The organism is Methylobacterium sp. Leaf111, from assembly GCF_001423285.1.
Taxonomy (GTDB): domain Bacteria; phylum Pseudomonadota; class Alphaproteobacteria; order Rhizobiales; family Beijerinckiaceae; genus Methylobacterium.
The window spans coordinates 133457-148734 of the sequence record NZ_LMNE01000045.1 but is presented as its reverse complement, the minus strand read 5'-3'; the positions used below and the strand labels follow the sequence as shown (position 1 = coordinate 148734).

14 protein-coding genes are annotated in these 15278 nt (G+C 71.8%); 6 read left to right on the top strand and 8 right to left on the bottom strand.

Translation table 11 applies throughout. From position 1 onward, the window contains the following. Window positions 1–60: 60 nt before the first annotated feature. Window positions 61–516 carry a (2Fe-2S)-binding protein gene (locus ASF41_RS17515; protein ID WP_056212209.1) on the bottom strand — a complete coding sequence of 152 codons (456 nt, stop codon included), beginning with the start codon at window positions 514–516 and terminating at the stop codon, window positions 61–63. A 292-nt stretch (window positions 517–808) separates the two neighbouring features. Here ASF41_RS17515 and ASF41_RS17510 point away from each other — a divergent pair, with 292 nt between their 5' ends. Beyond that, window positions 809–2344 carry a HAMP domain-containing sensor histidine kinase gene (locus ASF41_RS17510; protein ID WP_056495424.1) on the top strand — a complete coding sequence of 512 codons (1536 nt, stop codon included), beginning with the start codon at window positions 809–811 and terminating at the stop codon, window positions 2342–2344. A gap of 5 nt (window positions 2345–2349) precedes the next feature. Here ASF41_RS17510 and cobT read toward each other — a convergent pair whose 3' ends face one another. After that, window positions 2350–3387: a nicotinate-nucleotide--dimethylbenzimidazole phosphoribosyltransferase gene (gene cobT / locus ASF41_RS17505; RefSeq protein ID WP_056212212.1), complete on the bottom strand. Its 1038-nt coding sequence runs from the start codon at window positions 3385–3387 to the stop codon at window positions 2350–2352. Window positions 3388–3489: 102 nt separating this feature from the next. On the opposite strand from cobT, the gene cobS reads away from it, so the two are divergent. Genes cobS through ASF41_RS17490 form a run of 3 tightly spaced genes read left to right on the top strand, consistent with a single transcriptional unit; the run spans window position 3490 to window position 5261 of the window. Then, window positions 3490–4308: an adenosylcobinamide-GDP ribazoletransferase gene (gene cobS / locus ASF41_RS17500; RefSeq protein WP_056495421.1), complete on the top strand. Its 819-nt coding sequence runs from the start codon at window positions 3490–3492 to the stop codon at window positions 4306–4308. Between the two features lie 51 nt (window positions 4309–4359). Further along, window positions 4360–4575: a DUF1289 domain-containing protein gene (locus tag ASF41_RS17495; RefSeq protein WP_056278093.1), complete on the top strand. Its 216-nt coding sequence runs from the start codon at window positions 4360–4362 to the stop codon at window positions 4573–4575. After that, window positions 4572–5261: a TIGR02281 family clan AA aspartic protease gene (locus ASF41_RS17490; protein WP_056495417.1), complete on the top strand. Its 690-nt coding sequence runs from the start codon at window positions 4572–4574 to the stop codon at window positions 5259–5261. Before ASF41_RS17495 ends, ASF41_RS17490 begins: the two co-directional genes overlap by 4 nt. Before the next feature lie 78 nt (window positions 5262–5339). Here the strand turns inward: ASF41_RS17490 and ASF41_RS17485 are convergent, their stop codons facing one another. The 3 genes from ASF41_RS17485 to ASF41_RS17475 all read right to left on the bottom strand — a co-directional run bounded on the left by ASF41_RS17485 (window position 5340) and on the right by ASF41_RS17475 (window position 10483). After that, window positions 5340–8441 (bottom strand): autotransporter domain-containing protein, encoded by a 3102-nt coding sequence (locus tag ASF41_RS17485; protein ID WP_244479696.1) that lies wholly within the window; start codon window positions 8439–8441, stop codon window positions 5340–5342. A 305-nt stretch (window positions 8442–8746) separates the two neighbouring features. Then, window positions 8747–9775, bottom strand: coding sequence for a tRNA dihydrouridine(20/20a) synthase DusA (gene dusA / locus ASF41_RS17480; RefSeq protein ID WP_082504658.1), 1029 nt, complete (start codon window positions 9773–9775; stop codon window positions 8747–8749). A gap of 51 nt (window positions 9776–9826) precedes the next feature. Beyond that, on the bottom strand, window positions 9827–10483 hold the full coding sequence (locus tag ASF41_RS17475; protein ID WP_056495410.1) for an urease accessory protein UreE: 657 nt from the start codon (window positions 10481–10483) through the stop codon (window positions 9827–9829). Between the two features lie 208 nt (window positions 10484–10691). Here ASF41_RS17475 and ASF41_RS17470 point away from each other — a divergent pair, with 208 nt between their 5' ends. Next, complete coding sequence (locus ASF41_RS17470) at window positions 10692–10961, top strand: hypothetical protein (RefSeq protein ID WP_056212224.1); 270 nt, start codon at window positions 10692–10694, stop codon at window positions 10959–10961. Between the two features lie 88 nt (window positions 10962–11049). Here the strand turns inward: ASF41_RS17470 and ASF41_RS17465 are convergent, their stop codons facing one another. Further along, on the bottom strand, window positions 11050–12297 hold the full coding sequence (locus ASF41_RS17465; RefSeq protein WP_056495407.1) for a TIGR03862 family flavoprotein: 1248 nt from the start codon (window positions 12295–12297) through the stop codon (window positions 11050–11052). A gap of 188 nt (window positions 12298–12485) precedes the next feature. Here ASF41_RS17465 and ASF41_RS17460 point away from each other — a divergent pair, with 188 nt between their 5' ends. Next, window positions 12486–13511 carry a TerC family protein gene (locus ASF41_RS17460; RefSeq protein ID WP_056212355.1) on the top strand — a complete coding sequence of 342 codons (1026 nt, stop codon included), beginning with the start codon at window positions 12486–12488 and terminating at the stop codon, window positions 13509–13511. 168 nt (window positions 13512–13679) lie between these two features. Here the strand turns inward: ASF41_RS17460 and ASF41_RS17455 are convergent, their stop codons facing one another. Together ASF41_RS17455 and ASF41_RS17450 are read right to left on the bottom strand one after the other, a co-directional pair. Beyond that, entirely contained in the window at window positions 13680–14435 is a 756-nt protein-coding gene (locus ASF41_RS17455; protein WP_056495404.1) for an N-acetylmuramoyl-L-alanine amidase, read from the bottom strand. After that, window positions 14432–15157: a molecular chaperone DjiA gene (locus tag ASF41_RS17450; protein WP_056495401.1), complete on the bottom strand. Its 726-nt coding sequence runs from the start codon at window positions 15155–15157 to the stop codon at window positions 14432–14434. Before ASF41_RS17450 ends, ASF41_RS17455 begins: the two co-directional genes overlap by 4 nt. Window positions 15158–15278 lie beyond the last annotated feature (121 nt).

The following is a 15278-nucleotide window of genomic DNA, read 5'->3' as shown; positions in this document are numbered from 1 at the left end:
TCCAGTTCAGACGCGAGAGTCGGAAAGATCGGGAATTCGGGGTCGCGGCGGGCCTGAGGCTCAGGCGAGGGTTCGCGCCGCCTCGTGGATCGCCGCGCGGATGCGCTGGTAGGTGCCGCAGCGGCAGACGTTGCCGTCCATGGCCCCGTCGATGTCGGCATCGGTGGGCTTCGGGTTCCCGGACAGGAGGCCGATCGCCGACATGATCTGGCCGGACTGGCAGTAGCCGCACTGGACCACGTCGAGGCCGCGCCAGGCGGTGCGCACCGCTTCGGCGACCTTGCCGGAGACGCCCTCGATGGTGGTGATCTGGGCCGCGCCCACATCGCCGATGCGGGTCTGGCAGGCGCGGACGGGCTGGCCGTCGAGATGGACCGTGCAGGCGCCGCACTGGGCGATGCCGCAGCCGTACTTGGTGCCGGTCTGGTTGAGGTGGTCGCGCAGCGCCCAGAGGAGCGGCATCTCCGGGTCGGCATCGACCTCGTGGGAGACCCCGTTGACGGTGAGTTTCAGCATCTCGGCCTCCCGATCGCAGTTTGGAACGAGGCTAAGCGTTGCTTGATCGTAACCATGTGCGGCAGCACACCCCGGCAGACCGCATTCCATCGCCGCACCGTGGCCAAGCGCCCCTGAAATCCTTGCCGGAATCCTGTTCACAGGCCGCCGCCGTGATGCGGATTCCGACAATCCGCCCGGTTCCGGCAGGCGCTTCTTAACATATCCGGCGCAGGTTCCGAGCGGTTGTATCCCGGCCTCTCCGCGGTCCCGATCTCGACCGCGACGCCCCCTCCGACTCCTCGCGACGGTGATGACCGACCTGACTGCCGAGATGATTCAGCGCGGCCGCGGCCCCTCCGCCCAGGAGGCGGCCCGTCGACGCGAGGTGGCGCGCGACATGCGATCGGCGCGGGAGAAGCTCACCTCGACGAGCGGGCTGGAACGTGCCTTCGACTACGAGCTGATCCGGGTCTACGCGCAGTACCGATCGGGCGCGGTCATCCCCCTGGCGCTGCTCGGCCTCGCGGTGGCGGGGATCGCGGCGGTCTGGACCCCGCCGGCCCTCGCGGCGGGCTGGGGGCTGTGCCTCCTGGCGACGGTGACGGTTTCCAAGCTGCTCACGCGCCGCTTCCTGGCCCAGGACCCGGACCTCGTCTCGGTGCGGAGCTGGCGCCGCACCTTCATGGCCGCGGAGTTCCTCCAGAGCACGGCCTGGGCGATGATGGTGCTGGTCGGCGCCTCCGGGGCGCGGACCTTCGTGCTGTTCGGCCTCGTCATCGTGGCCGCCATGGCGACGATGCTGGCCGCGACCCTGCCGGCCGCCGCCGGGACCGCCCTGGTGCCCCTGTGCATCGCCGCCCTCTCGCTCCTGGCGGTGTCCCAGGACATGAACACGATGATGCTGGTCACCATGGTGGTCGGCGCGCAGCTGTTCTTCCTCGGCCTCGGGCGCCGCGTCTACGCCTCGACGGTGGAGGCGCTGCAATCCCAGGCGGAGAAGGATTCGATCTTCGGCGAGCTCGAGCAGGCTAAGGCCAATTCCGATGAGGCCCGCCGCCGCGCCGAGGAGGCCAACCTCGCCAAGTCCCGCTTCCTGGCCACCATGAGCCACGAGCTGCGCACGCCGCTCAACGCCATCCTGGGCTTCTCCGAGGTGATGAAGAACGAGGTGTTCGGCGTCCACGTCGCGCCCTCGTACAAGGAATACGCCTCCGACATCCACGACAGCGGGATGCACCTCCTCAACCTGATCAACGAGATCCTCGACCTCTCGCGCATCGAGGCCGGGCGCTACGAGCTCAATGAGGAGGCGGTTCAGCTCGGCCACGCCGTGGAGGAGTGCCGCCACATGATGAGCCTGCGCGCCCGCGGCAAGAACCAGGTCGTCCACGAGTTCATCGACGGCAGCCTGCCCCGGCTCTGGGCCGACGAACGGGCCCTGCGCCAGATCGTGCTGAACCTCCTCTCGAACGCGGTGAAGTTCACGCCGCCGGGGGGCGAGATCACCATCAAGGTCGGCTGGACCTCGTCCGGGGGCCAGTACGTCAGCGTGAAGGACAGCGGCCCCGGCATCCCCGAGGACGAGATCGGCACCGTGATGTCGTCCTTTGGACGCGGGTCGCTGGCGATCAAGACGGCCGAGCAGGGCTCGGGTCTCGGCCTGCCCATCGTGAAGGGCCTCGTCGACCTGCACGGCGGCAATTTCCAGCTGAAGTCGAAGCCGCGCGAGGGCACCGAGGTCGTGGTGATCTTCCCCGCGAGCCGCGTGATGGAGACCCTGCCGGCGCTGGAAGTGCCGAGGGAATCCCAGGCCGCCCCCGCCGAGAAGCGTGCCCGGGCCGCCTGAGGGCGTCAGCCCGCGCTGCGCTCCGAGACCCCGGCCTGGGCGAAGGTCGCCATGTCCCGGTGGCAGGCGAGCGCGCCCTTGAGGAGGCCCAGGGCCAGGGCCGCGCCGGAGGCCTCGCCGAGGCGCATCCCGAGGGCCAGCAGCGGCACGAGGCCGAGGCGCTCCAGCACGTCCGCATGCGCCCCCTCCGCCGAGACGTGCCCGGCGAGGCAGTGGTCGAGGAGCGTCGGGTCGAGCCGGTGCAGGAGCGCGGCGGCGGCGGTCGCCACATAGCCGTCGAGCACCACCGGCACCCGCTGCAGGCGGGCCGCCAGGATCGCCCCCGCCATGGCGGCGATCTCGCGGCCGCCGAGGCGCGCCAGGATCTCCAGGGGATCGTCGAGGTGGCCGGCATGCTGGGCGAGGGCCGCCTCCACGGCCGCGACCTTGCGGGCGAGCCCCGCCGCGTCGACGCCGGTTCCGCGCCCGACCCAATGGGCGGCCTCTCCCCCGTAGAGGGCCGCGTAGATCGCCGCCGCCACGGTGGTGTTGCCGATGCCCATCTCGCCCAGCGCCAGGCAATCGGTCCCGGCGGCCACCGCCTCCATCCCGAACGCCATGGTGGCGACGCAGGCCTTCTCGTCGAAGGCCGGCCCGACCGTGATGTCGCCCGTGGGCATGTCGATGGCGAGGTCGAACACCTTGAAGCCCAGGCCGTAGGCGGCGCAGATCTGGTTGATCGCCCCGCCGCCGGCCGCGAAGTTGTCGAGCATCTGGCGGTTCACCGCATCCGGGAAGGCCGAGACGCCCCGGGCGGTGACGCCGTGGCTGCCGGCGAAGACGCAGACGAGGGGACGGTCGAGGCTCGGCTGGCCCTTGCCCTGCCAGGCGGCGAGCCAGGAGACGAGATGTTCCAGGCGCCCCAGGGAGCCGGCGGGCTTGGTCAGGGTGGCGTCGCGCTCGGCCACCATCGCCACCGCGTCCCGGTCCGGCCCCGGCAGGGATTCGACGAGGCGGCGGATGTCGCCGAAGGGGCTCTCGGGGGCGGTCGTCTCGGAGGTCATGGAGCGATTCCGGTGGCCGGCCCCGGTGCCAGGATGGCGGGCCGCCCGTCGCGGGAGCTATAACGCTCCGGGCACGGGTGGTGAAGGCGAGGCAGGATCGCGATGAACGAGGAGGCCGAACCCGCCTTTCCGGGGGCCCGCCTGGCCTACGACCTGGCGGGCTGCCTGCGCTTCTACTCCCGCCTGCCCGTGCCGGCGCTGCCCGGCGAGGGCGACCCGCACGCGGTCCCGGACTTCCGCACCCTCCCCCGGATGCTGCCCCTGGCGGGCTTCCTCCTCGGCCTGCCCGGAGCCGGGGTGCTGCTCGCCGCCTGGGGCCTCGGCCTCGGGCCCTTCCTCGCCGCAGCCCTCGCGGTGACGGCGGGCGTCCTGGTGACGGGGGCCCTGCACGAGGACGGCCTCGCCGACGTCGCCGACGGATTCGGCGGCGGGACCACGCCCGCCCGGCGCCTGGAGATCATGCGCGACAGCCGCATCGGCGCCTATGGCGGCGTCGCCCTGATGCTGTCCCTGGCCCTGCGGATTGGCGCCCTGGCGACGCTCCTCGACCGGGTCGAGCTCCTGGCGGCGACGGCCCTGCTGCTGGCCGCCGCGGTCTCGCGCAGCGCCGCCCTGGCGCCCCTCGCCCTGCTGCCGCCCGCCCGTGCGGACGGCGCCGGCGCCGCCGTGGGACGTCCGAGCCGGCGGACCCTGGCCACCGCCGGGGCCCTCACCCTCCTCGTCGCCCTGGTGGCCCTGGTCCTCGGCCTTCCGGTGCCCGGCCTCGTCCTGATGCTCGGCCTCGGCCTCGGCGCGTCCCTCGCGGTCACCGCCCTGGCGCGACGGATGATCGGCGGGCAGAGCGGCGACGTGGTCGGTGCCGCCCAGCAGGCGGCCGAGATCGCCGCCCTTATCGGTCTCCTGGCGGCGGTCCCCGCCTGATCCGCGGCCGGACTTGATCCGGACGCCATGGCCCTGGCATGGACAGGGGCGATGACCCAGCTCCGCCCCAAACCCTCCAGCCCCTGCACGAAGCTCTGCCTCCTCGATGCGGCCACCGGCCTGTGCGAGGGCTGCGGCCGGACCCGCGACGAGATCGCCCTCTGGGGCTCGATGTCGGAGCCCCAGCGCCGGGCGGTGATGGCCACGCTCGACGCACGCCTGCGGAACGCCTTCCCGACCCGGGTCCCGGCCCCGGCGGCGTCATGATCCTGGTCGGACTGCTCATCCTGGGCGGCGCCCTGGCGGTGCTGCTCCTGTCCGATGACACCCAGCGCATCGCCGGGATGGAGCCGGACCAGTTTGCCCAGCTCGCCATGAGCGCCGGCCTCCTCGCCGTGGTGGCGGCGGGATTCTGGCACCAGTTCCGGGGCCGCATGAGCGCGAACCTGACGGCCCTGCTGCTCTGGGGCGCCCTTGGGGCCGCCCTGGTGGCCGGCTACGCCTACCGCGACGACGCCCGGATCATCGGCGACCGGATGCTCGGGGCCTTGCGCCCCGGCAGCGCGGTAACGGGGTCGGACGGCACGGTGACGATCACCCGGCGCAGCGACGGCAACTTCCACGTCCGGGCCGAGGTGAACGGCCAGCCCCAAGGCTTCCAGTTCGACACCGGCGCCAGCTCCGTGGTGCTCAGCGCCGAGAGCGCGGCCGCCCTCGGCATCCGCCCGGCGGAGTCCGAATTCAGCGTCCGGGTCTCCACCGCCAACGGCGTCACCGTGGCGGCCCCGGCCTTCCTCGACAGCCTCCGGGTCGGGGGTATCGTCGCGCGGCGGGTCCCGGCCCTGGTGAGCCGGCCGGGAGCCCTGCGCGAAAACCTCCTCGGCATGAGCTTCCTCGACCGCCTCGCTTCCTTCGAGGTCCGCGGGGACCGGCTGGTGCTGCGCGGCCGCTGAGGTTCTTCGCCGAAGGAGACGCCGCCCGGCCGACGGGGCGGGCGGCGTCTTCGCGTCTCCGACCCGGCCGGTCGCGTCTCAGAACCGGTAGGTGAAGCTGCCCTTCACCGCGTGGTCCTGGGCGCGTTCGCCGACCTGGCCGGTATAGGCCACGCCCAGGGTGGTGGCGCGGTCCACCCGCACGTCGAGGCCGGCCTCGGCCACCAGCGCGTCCCGGCCGATCGGCGTGCCGGCCACGAGGAAGCTCGGACCGGTGCCGAAGCCGAGGAGCGCCTTCGGCACCACGTCGCCATAGGCCCGGCGATAGCCCATCAGACCGTGCAGAGACACCGGCGCCCCGGAGCCCAGGCCCAGGTCCAGGCTGGTCTGGCCGCGCACGCCCACCGTGGAGGTCGCCACCTCGGTGGTTTGCGCCGCGCCGGTCAGGGCGGCGAGCCCCCCGGTCTCGGCGAAGCGGTCGCGCCCGATCGACACGTAGGCCCCGCCCACGAAGGGCTCGAGGTAGGTCGGCTGCAGGGCGGACGCCTGGAGCGCGAGCGCCGGCGCCGCACCCAGCACGATCCGGTATCCGATTTCGCCGAAGCCCTGCACGGTGGAGCCGCCGATGCGGGCCGTGTCGCTGTCGGAGACGCCCGCGAAGGTCACCGCCCGGCGCAGGCGGCTCGCCTGGTCGGCATAGACCGCGCCGAGGCGCAGGGCGAAGGCCCCCCGCGCGAAGCCGCCATAGACGCCGCCGAAGCCGCTCTCGATCGTGCCGGAGGCGAGCCGTCCGGCGCTGTCGAGGCTGGTGAGCGTGTAGCCGCCCGTGAACCCGAGGCGGAAGCCGGCTTCGAGGCGCAGATCGGCGCCGAGCACGAAGCCGGAGGTCTGGCGCGCCAGGGACGCGGCGTTGCCGTCACCGCGGGCCTGGCCGAAGCTGCCGAAGCCCTGACCCCAGAGCCCGAACACCTGCGGATCGAGCCCCCGCATGGGCACGGGCACCACCGGGGCGGCCCGGCCCGGCAGGTCGGCGGTGTAGGTCGCCGGAAGGACGCCGTAGTCGGCGGCCTCGCCTGCGCCCCAGCGCAGGCGGTCGAGGATCGCTTCGCGCACGAAGAAGGCGGTCTCGAACTGGGCGCCGGCCGCGCTGGCGTGGATGTCACCGGTGAGCGCCCCGAAGGCGGCGCGGGCCTCGGGCGTGCTCAGCCCGACGGTGCGGCCGTAGAGGGCGGCGCCCGCCCCGGCCGCCTGGATGGCGTCGGCGACGCTGCCCTGGTTGCGGGTCTGGGCGATGGTGGAGAACGCGACGTCGTTGCGGGTCAGGGTCAGGTCGACCGCGTTCGCGCCATAGCCCAGGGTGGGCGTCAGGAAGGCGAAGTTGGCGGTGACGCCGGAAAACTGGCCCTGCACGCCGCCGCCGGCGGTCAGGACGGTGTAGCGGGTGCGCGGATCGTAGGCGCCGTCGGCCGCCAGCACCTGGACGGTGCCGCCCGACAGCGTCGCGGTGCCCGCCACGGCGAGGCGGTCGGCCTGGCCGGCGGCGTTGGCCTCGACCCGGAGGGTGGTGCCGGCGGCGAAGGCGGCGTTGCCGGCCACGTTCAGGGTGCCGATGGAATTGCCCGGCGCCACCACGGCCCCGGACTGGGCCACGAGCCCGCCCACCGTGCCGGTGCCGCCGAGAAGACCGCCCGTGCCCACCGTGACGGTCCCCGCGATGGTGCCGTTGGCATAGAGGGCCCCGGTCTGGCCGACGGTGACGTCGGTGGCGACACGGTCGCTCGCGGCCATCGACAGCGTGCCGACGACGTTCCGGAAGTAGCCGGCGGCGCTGTAGAGGTCGATGCGCGCCCAGTAGCTCAGCGGCATGCCGTAGAAGGCGCTGAGCGCGTTCGTCTCGGTGTTGACGATGATCTGATTGATCGTGCTGTCCTGGAGCGCGCCATAGAGGCCGCCTTTCGGCGCGATCTGCGCGGCCGCGCTGCTGCTACCGCCATACAGAGGCGCAAGCAGAATGGCGGCATCCGGCCCGCCGGCAGGTGCGGCTTCGCGCGGCGCCTCGGCGAAGGTGAGGACCGGCAAACCATAGGTCAGGCGCGACTGGTACAAGGCCTGATTGGCGGCGGACGGGAGATAGGGGTTGCCCCCCGTGTTGGCCGCGCTCGTGGCGCAGGTCGCGACGGCGGCGCCGCAGCCGGCCGACAGGTAGCTCTGGAGTTCTCCCTGGGCCTGGGTGAAGAGCGAGGTCAGGTTGATGGCCGTGCCGGTGGTGGCGGCATTGTCGATATAGGCCGGGTTGGTGAAGGCCTGCGCGAGATTATAAGCCGAGAAGGCGCGACTTCCGATGATGTCGAGCGGATAATGGACGCCGAGCACGATGCGGCTGTCGCCGAATTCCGAGCCGCGCATGAGCATGCTCTGGTAGAGCGACGGCGTCAGCATGCCGAGCAGAATCGAATCGGTAATCCCGTAATTGGTGTGGCCGCTGGGGAACGAAGGGTTGGTGGTCAGGCCATTGATCGAGGTCGGATCGAACGGGTCGATGCCCTTCGGACGGACCTGGACCGGGCGCGAACTCCCGTAGACGTCCTGTCCGGCTTGCGTGTTGGTCACGCCGGCAGCGATATCGAGGACGCTCGTCGTCGTGTTGGGCAGCCCGTTGAAGCGGGGCAGCGTGTATCCGGCAGGCGCGACGGCGGGAACCGGGACATAGCCGGCCGGCGTCACGCTCGGGTTGTTGGCCGCACCGTTGGCGAAGTAGTTCTTCGCGACGCCCAGATCGGAGCTGGTGAACTTGTAGGCCCGGTTCAGGAAATTAAAAGTCCGGGCCAGCGGTCCCGTCGTGTCCGTGCTGGCGCGGATGCCCTGCTGATAGAGCGGACCCAGCACCGGGCCGTAACCACCCACCGGCTGGATCGGGTTGATCGTGCCCGGCATTCCCGGATTGCTCTGGATGGCCTGGAGCGGGAGGCCGCCGGCCAGATTGTCGGCCGGTCCGAGCTTCACCACCGATCCGTCGACCAGGGTGATCGAGCCGAGGAAGGGGGTGCTGCCCGGCAGGGCCTTGCCGCTGATGGCGAGGGCGCGCTGGTCCGGCGTCGACTGGTTGTTGATGGCGATGGCTTGCGAGAGGTTGCCTTGCAGCGTCGCCTGGCCAATCGCACTGGCGTTCAGGGACAGGAACGGTGCGAGCAGGTTCAGCACATTGGCATTGGACGGCGTGATAGTCGCGGTCTGTGCCTGCGCCGAGGCTATACCCGATGCCGCGAGAATGATGGCCGCACTCGAAACACTGTATTGGAATCGCATCGTTCGCCCCATCGAATCCGCTGGTCGGATCGATGGTTGAAATACCGAAAACTACAGCCGCAAATTGTTCATAATGATGTCACAATCTAAGCTGTGATCTTGCGTGCCATATCAGCAACGACCCCAATGCACTTCCTGAATATTGCGCCAGCAAACAAGAAGACGCCCGCTTCTAGTTATAAAGGCCCGGACGGGGAGGCTCAGGCGGCATCCTGTGCCCCCTCCCTGTCCGGAATGGCCGGATCGGAAGCCTGACCGCCGCGGGAGACCCGATTCACTGCCTCCCGCAGGGTCGCGAGGCCGGCCTCGGGCTGGAGGCCGAAGGTGGAGAGATGCCGGCGATAGGCGCGCGCGCCCGGGCGGCCGTTGAACAGGCCGAGCATGTGTCGGGTCACCGCGTGCAGGCGCACGCCCTCCTGCAGCATTCCGGCGAGGACGGGCTCGAAGGCCGCGATCGCGGCGAACGGGTCGGCCGCCGGGGCGGGCTCGCCGAACAGGACCGGATCGACGTCGAGGAGGATCGCTGGGTCGCTGTAGGCGGCTCGGCCGATCATGACGCCGTCGACCTCCGCCAGACGGGCGACCGCGTCCGCGAGGGTGGCGATGCCGCCGTTGATGGCGATGGGCAGCGTGGGATGGGCCCGCTTCAGCCGGGCCACCCGCGGATAATCGAGGGGCGGCACGTCGCGGTTCTCCTTGGGCGACAGGCCCTGGAGCCAGGCCTTGCGGGCATGCACCACGAGGCCGTCGACGCCGGCCGCGACCACGGCGTCCGCGAGGGCGTCGAGGGCCCGCTCGGGGTCCTGGTCGTCGACGCCGATGCGGCACTTCACCGTGACCGGCACCGACACGGCCGCCTTCATGGCGGCGACGCAGTCGGCCACCACGGCGGGTTCGCGCATCAAGCAGGCGCCAAAGCGCCCGTCCTGAACCCGGTCGGACGGGCAGCCGACGTTGAGGTTGACCTCGTCGTAGCCGAAATCCTCGGCGATGCGGGCGGCGCGCGCGAGGTCGGCCGGGTCTGAGCCGCCGAGCTGCACCGCCACCGGGTGCTCCAGCGCGTCGAAGCCGAGCAGCCGGTCGCGCGGACCGTGGATGACCGCCCCGGTGGTCACCATCTCGGTGTAGAGGCGGGCGTGCCGCGACAGGGTGCGGTGGAAGGCCCGACAGTAACGGTCGGTCCAGTCCATCATGGGGGCGACGGAGAAGCGGAGGTCGCGGGCGATCATCCGGCGGACATAACGGTCGGCGCCGCCGGCTTCAACGCGGGGCGGCTCCGCTCAGTGGTCGTGATTGCAGTCCGGCCCGTGCACGTGGCCGTGCGCGCCGTGCTCTTTGGCAGGGTCTTTGGCATGATCGTGCGCGTGGGCATGATCGTGCCCATGGGAATGGGTGTGCGCGTGATCATGGCCGTGATCATGGTCATGCCCCGCATGGGTATGGCCGTGGTCGTGATCCGCGTCGTCGTGCGCGTGGTGCCCGTGATCGTGATGATCGTGGCCGCACTGGCTGTGGTCGTGGGCGGCGCGCTCGGGCTTGAAGGCGCGGGTGACCGGCGTGGCGGCGCAGCCCTGGCCGCGCACCAACTCGGCGGCGCTGCGGGGCACGTAGAGCACCTCGGCGGCGATCTCGGCCGGCACGTGGCTGCCGCCGAGCTGCCAGGCGAGGCGCAGGAGCCGGGCCGGGTTCTCGGCACGGACCTCGAGGAGCGGCTCGCCGGCGGCGCGGATCGCGACGAGGCGCCCGTCCTCCAGGCGCAGGGCGTCGCCGTCCTCGAAGGCCGCCGCCTTGGCGAGCGTGAGGGTCAGGCTCAGCCCGCCTTCCCCGGTCAGGCTGTCCGGGGGGGCCTGCCGGGCAGCATGGTCGAGCACGATCGTGTCGACGATCGCATCGGCGCGGACGGCGACCTTGCGGACGATGGCGGTGGCGCGCTGCATGGAGTCCTCGCGGCGGGATGGGCGGACGGCGCCGCCCGGATGGGCCCTGATCGGCGCATCACTAGAGGGTTTTTCGACGAAACGGAAAGGCGGGACGGAACCTGAGCCGTTTCGCGTGCATTTCTCGCGCGGAATGCTTAAGCTCGGGCGGCACGAACATCACGGCCGAAGGCCGGGTCACGACGACGCACAAGGGAGTCTCGGAACCATGAAGAAGCTCATTGCCGCCACCCTCGCGGGTGCTCTCGCCCTCTCGGTCGGCGCCTGCAACACGCCGCAGGACCGCGCCCTCGGCGGCGCCGGCCTCGGCGCCCTCGCGGGTGCCGCCATCGGCGGTGCCGCCACCGGCCGCGCCGGCGGCGCGCTCGCGGGTGCCGCCATCGGCGGTGCCGGCGGTGCCATCGTCGGCGCCTCCACCGCCCCGCGCTGCCCCTACGGCACCTACCGCGACGCCTACGGCGACGTGTACTGCCGCTGAGACCCGGCAGCGCGCGGCCCGGAACGGCCGCGCCGGACCATCAGGCTCCCTCTCCCCCGAGAGGGAGCCTTTTTCGTGAGACGGCGAATCACGCGCCTCGGGCGGCGTCCCGCGCGATCCAGGCCAGCATGCCCGCCGCAGCCGCGCGGCCCGAGGCGAAGGCCCCCTGGAGGAGGTAGCCCCCCGTCGGGGCCTCCCAATCCAGCATCTCGCCGGCCACGAAGGTGCCGGGCCGCCGGACGAGCATGAAGCCGGCATCGAAGTCGCCGAAGCGGACCCCGCCCGCCGTGGAGATCGCCCGGTCGAGGCCGCGCGGCGCCAGGAGACGGAGCGGCACCGCCTTGACCAGGGCCGCCAGGGCCTCGGCGGCCACGGGCAGCGGGTGCGCCGCCTCGCGCAGGAGGCCGATCCCCACGGGCGTCAGCGCCGCGGCCTTGCGCAGGCGGTTGGCGAGGGAGAGCCCGGGTTTCGGATCGCGGAGCGCCCGTGCCAGCGCGGCCTCCTCCACGTCCGGCCGGAGATCGATCTCCAGCCGGGCCTCGCCGCGTTCGGTGGCGGCCCGGATTCGATGTGCGAGGGCGTAGATCGCCCCGCCCTCGATCCCGTCGGCGCTGATCACGGCCTCGCCCCGCACGCGGATCCCGTCGAGGCTGAGGGCGATCCGCTTCAGGGGCGTGCCGGCGAAGCGCGCGGAGAAGACCGGCGACCAGGCCACGGTGAACCCGACATTGGCGGGCTTGAGCGGCGCCACCGCGACACCGTCCCGTTCGAGCAGGGGCACCCAGGCGCCATCGGAGCCGAGGCGGGGCCAGCTCGCGCCGCCGAGAGCCAGGAGCACCGGGCGGTGCGCGGCCTCGACCCGTCCGTCCGGGGTCTCGAAGACTGGCCCGCCCGCGTCCGACCAGCCGGTGAAGCGGTGACGGGTGCGGATGCGGACGCCCAGCCCGTCGAGGCGCTGGAGCCAGGCCCGGAGCAGCGGCGAGGCCTTGAAGGCCTCGGGAAAGACGCGGCCGCTCGACCCGACGAAGGTCGGCTGGCCGAGGTCGTCGCACCAGGCGCGTAGGGCGCTCGGCGGAAACGCCGCGATCGCCCCGGCGAAGGCGTCTTCAGCCGGCTGGTAGCGCGCCAGGAAGGCCGGCAGCGGCTCGGAATGCGTGAGGTTGAGCCCGCCGCGTCCGGCGATGAGGAATTTTCGCCCCACGCTCGGCATCCGGTCGTAGAGGGTCACGGCGTGGCCGGCCTGCGCCAGCACCTCCGCCGCCGCGAGGCCGGCCGGGCCGCCCCCGATCACCGCGGGGCCGCGAGCCTCGCGGCCGTTGCGTTCGCTGTCAGTCATGCGCTTTGGGAAGCCGCCGGGGGCCGGCCCTGTCAAGCGTGACGGCCCGATGCCCTTGATTCGCCCGGTTCAGAGTCCCAACTGCGCCTCATCGGCTGCGGGCCCCTCTGGCGGGATGCTGCATGATGCGTTCCGTGATGTCGGAGCCGATGCTTTCTCTCCTCAAGAAGCATCGACGGTCCTGCGTCATGGTTGATTTTCTGTATTACGAGTGGCTCGGCAAGCCCGTGTGGATGTGGCTCGGGTTCCACGCCCTCGTGGCCGGGTTGCTGGCCTTCGATCTCGGACTCCTGCATCGCGACAAGAATCATGAGATCGGCGTGAAGGAGAGCCTGCTCCTCACGCTGTTCTACTTCACCCTGGGCATGATCTTCGGCGGCTGGGTCTGGTGGTATCTCGGGCCCCAGGCGGGCCAGGAATACGTCGCCGGCCTCGTGGTCGAGAAGTCGCTGTCGATGGACAACGTTTTCGTGATCGCCGTCATCCTCACGGCGCTCGGCATCCCCCGCGCCGCCCAGCACCGGGTCCTGGTCTGGGGCATCCTCGCGGCCGTCCTGCTGCGCGGGCTGATGATCGGCCTCGGCGCGGCCCTCGTGCACCAGGCCGCCTGGGTGCTGTCAATCTTTGCCGCCTTCCTGATCTTCGCCGGCCTCAAGATGCTGCTCTCGAAGGACGAGGAGCCGGGCGACATCCGCGAGAACCGGGCCGTCCGGTTCCTGCAGCGGGTCCTGCGCATCACGCCCGAGCTGCACGGGCAGCACTTCGTCGTGCGCAAGCCCGACCCGAAGACCGGCAAGACCGCCCTCTGGCTGACGCCCCTGGCCCTGGCGCTCATTCTCGTGAACGGCGCCGACGTGATCTTCGCCGTCGACAGCGTGCCGGCGATCTTCGCCATCACCACCGACACCTTCGTGGTCTACACCTCGAACATCTTCGCGATCCTCGGCCTGCGCGCGCTCTACTTCGCCCTGGCCGCAATGGTGGACCGCTTCGCCTATCTCAAGACGGCGCTGGCCTTCATCCTGATCTTCATCGGCGGCAAGATCGTGGTCGCCGACACCTTCGACCTCGTCCATGTGCCGCCGTGGGTCTCCCTCGCGGTCACCGTCGTGTTCCTCATCGCGGGCATCGCCTACAGCCTATGGCGCACCCGCGGCTCGGTGACGGAAGAGGCGCACGGGCATGGCGGCGGAGCGGTACAGCACCGGGCCTGAGCCGGCTTCCAGAGGTGAACCGGGATCTCCCGGCTCACCCGAGCGGGATCGCAGGCCGCACGCCCGCGAAGTGCCCGTCGGCCCTGGCGCAGGCGCCTTCCTCTCTAGAGGCTCCGCGCCCACCCTTTTCCGCAGGAGGACGCGAGCGGAAGCGCGCCCTCTCGTCCCCTACCGTCCCGGCAGCGCCGCGATCAGATCCCGCAGGGTCGTGATCGTCGAGGCGTCGGCGACACCATCGATGCGGGCCGGACGGAAGTGGCGCTGGAACGCCGTCACCATCGCGCCCATGCGGGCATCGAAGGTGGCGCTCACCGGCAGGTCGTAGCCGTAGAGGGCGAACATCGCCTGCAGCGCCTCGATCGGCGGCCCGGCATCGCCCTGCGCGAAGAAGCGGCCGTCGCGGATCGGGGCCGGCGGCACCCAGTGGCCGATGCCGGCGCGGGCGAGGGTCTCCCAGGGGAAGTGCTCGCCCGGGTCCTCCTTGCGCTCGGGGGCGATGTCGGAATGGGCGAGGATCCGGTGCGGAGCGAGGCTCCAGCGCTTGGCGAGATCGCCGCACAGGGCGATCACGGCCTCGATCTGTGCCGGGGGGTAGGCCGGCAGGCCGCCCGCATGGCCACCATTGACGATCTCGACGCCGAGGGAGCGCGAATTCACGTCGCTGAGCCCGGCCCAGGAGCCCTGGCCCGCGTGCCAGGCCCGGCGCCCCTCGGGCACCATCTGAACCACGCGGCCGTCCTCCAGCACCACGTAATGGGCCGAGACCTCCGCCACGGGGTTGGCAAGGCGCTGCAGGGCGACGGCCGCGCTCTCCATGCCGGTGTAGTGCAGGATGAGGAGATCCACCGGGCCGGACCGCCGCTCGCCGTGATTCGGCGACGGGTGGACGCTGGTGGCGACGGCGCTCTCGGGCGTCGGTTTCACGTGAGGCCCCGCTCGGTGCTGATCCGGTCATAGGCGGCGTTGATGGCCGCGAGCCGGCGGGTGGCGATGGCCACCGCCTCCGGCGGCAGGCCGCGCGCGATGGCCCGGTCGGGATGGTTCTCCCGCACCAGGGCCCGGTGGGCGGCCTTAAGCCCGGCATCGTCGACGTCGTGGTCGAGGCCGAGGACGAGGTAGGGATCGTCGGAGAGCCGGACGTGGCGGGCGGCGATGCGGCGGAACGCGGCCTCGTCGTAGCCGAAGGTCGCCGCCACCGCCCGCAGGTAGCGCTCCTCCGCCTCGTGGATGGCGCCGTCGGCCTTGGCGATGTGGAACAGGCCGTCGAGCACGTCCTCCAGCAGGGCCGGCTCGTCGTGGAAGGTGGTGGCCAATTGCCGGGCATAGGCCTCGAAGCCGTTCGCGGTGCCCTTGGCGAGGTCGAACAGGCGCTGCACGCCGGGCCGGGCGCGCTCGTCCACCTGCACCACCTTGGCGAAGGCCTCCACCTCGGCCTGCGTCACCACGCCGTCGGATTTGGCCATCTTGGCGGCCAGGGCCACGAGGCCGGTGGTGAAGACCACGTCGCGCGGCGTGGTGCCGAACAGCGCGCCCTCGCGGTCGACCAGGAAGTGCCCGGCCACCCCGCCGACGAGGCCGCCGAGGGGACCGCCGATGGCGAGGCCGAGGCCGGCCCCGCCGAGCTTGCCCCAGATGCCCAGGGTCATCGGACGACCCCGCGGGCGCGGGGAACGGGGCTGGCAGGGGCAGGGAGCATGGACGGTATCGACACGGGTGGGATCGACTTCGGCGCGAAACGAAGCGCGTCCTTACACCGGACGGCTCCGT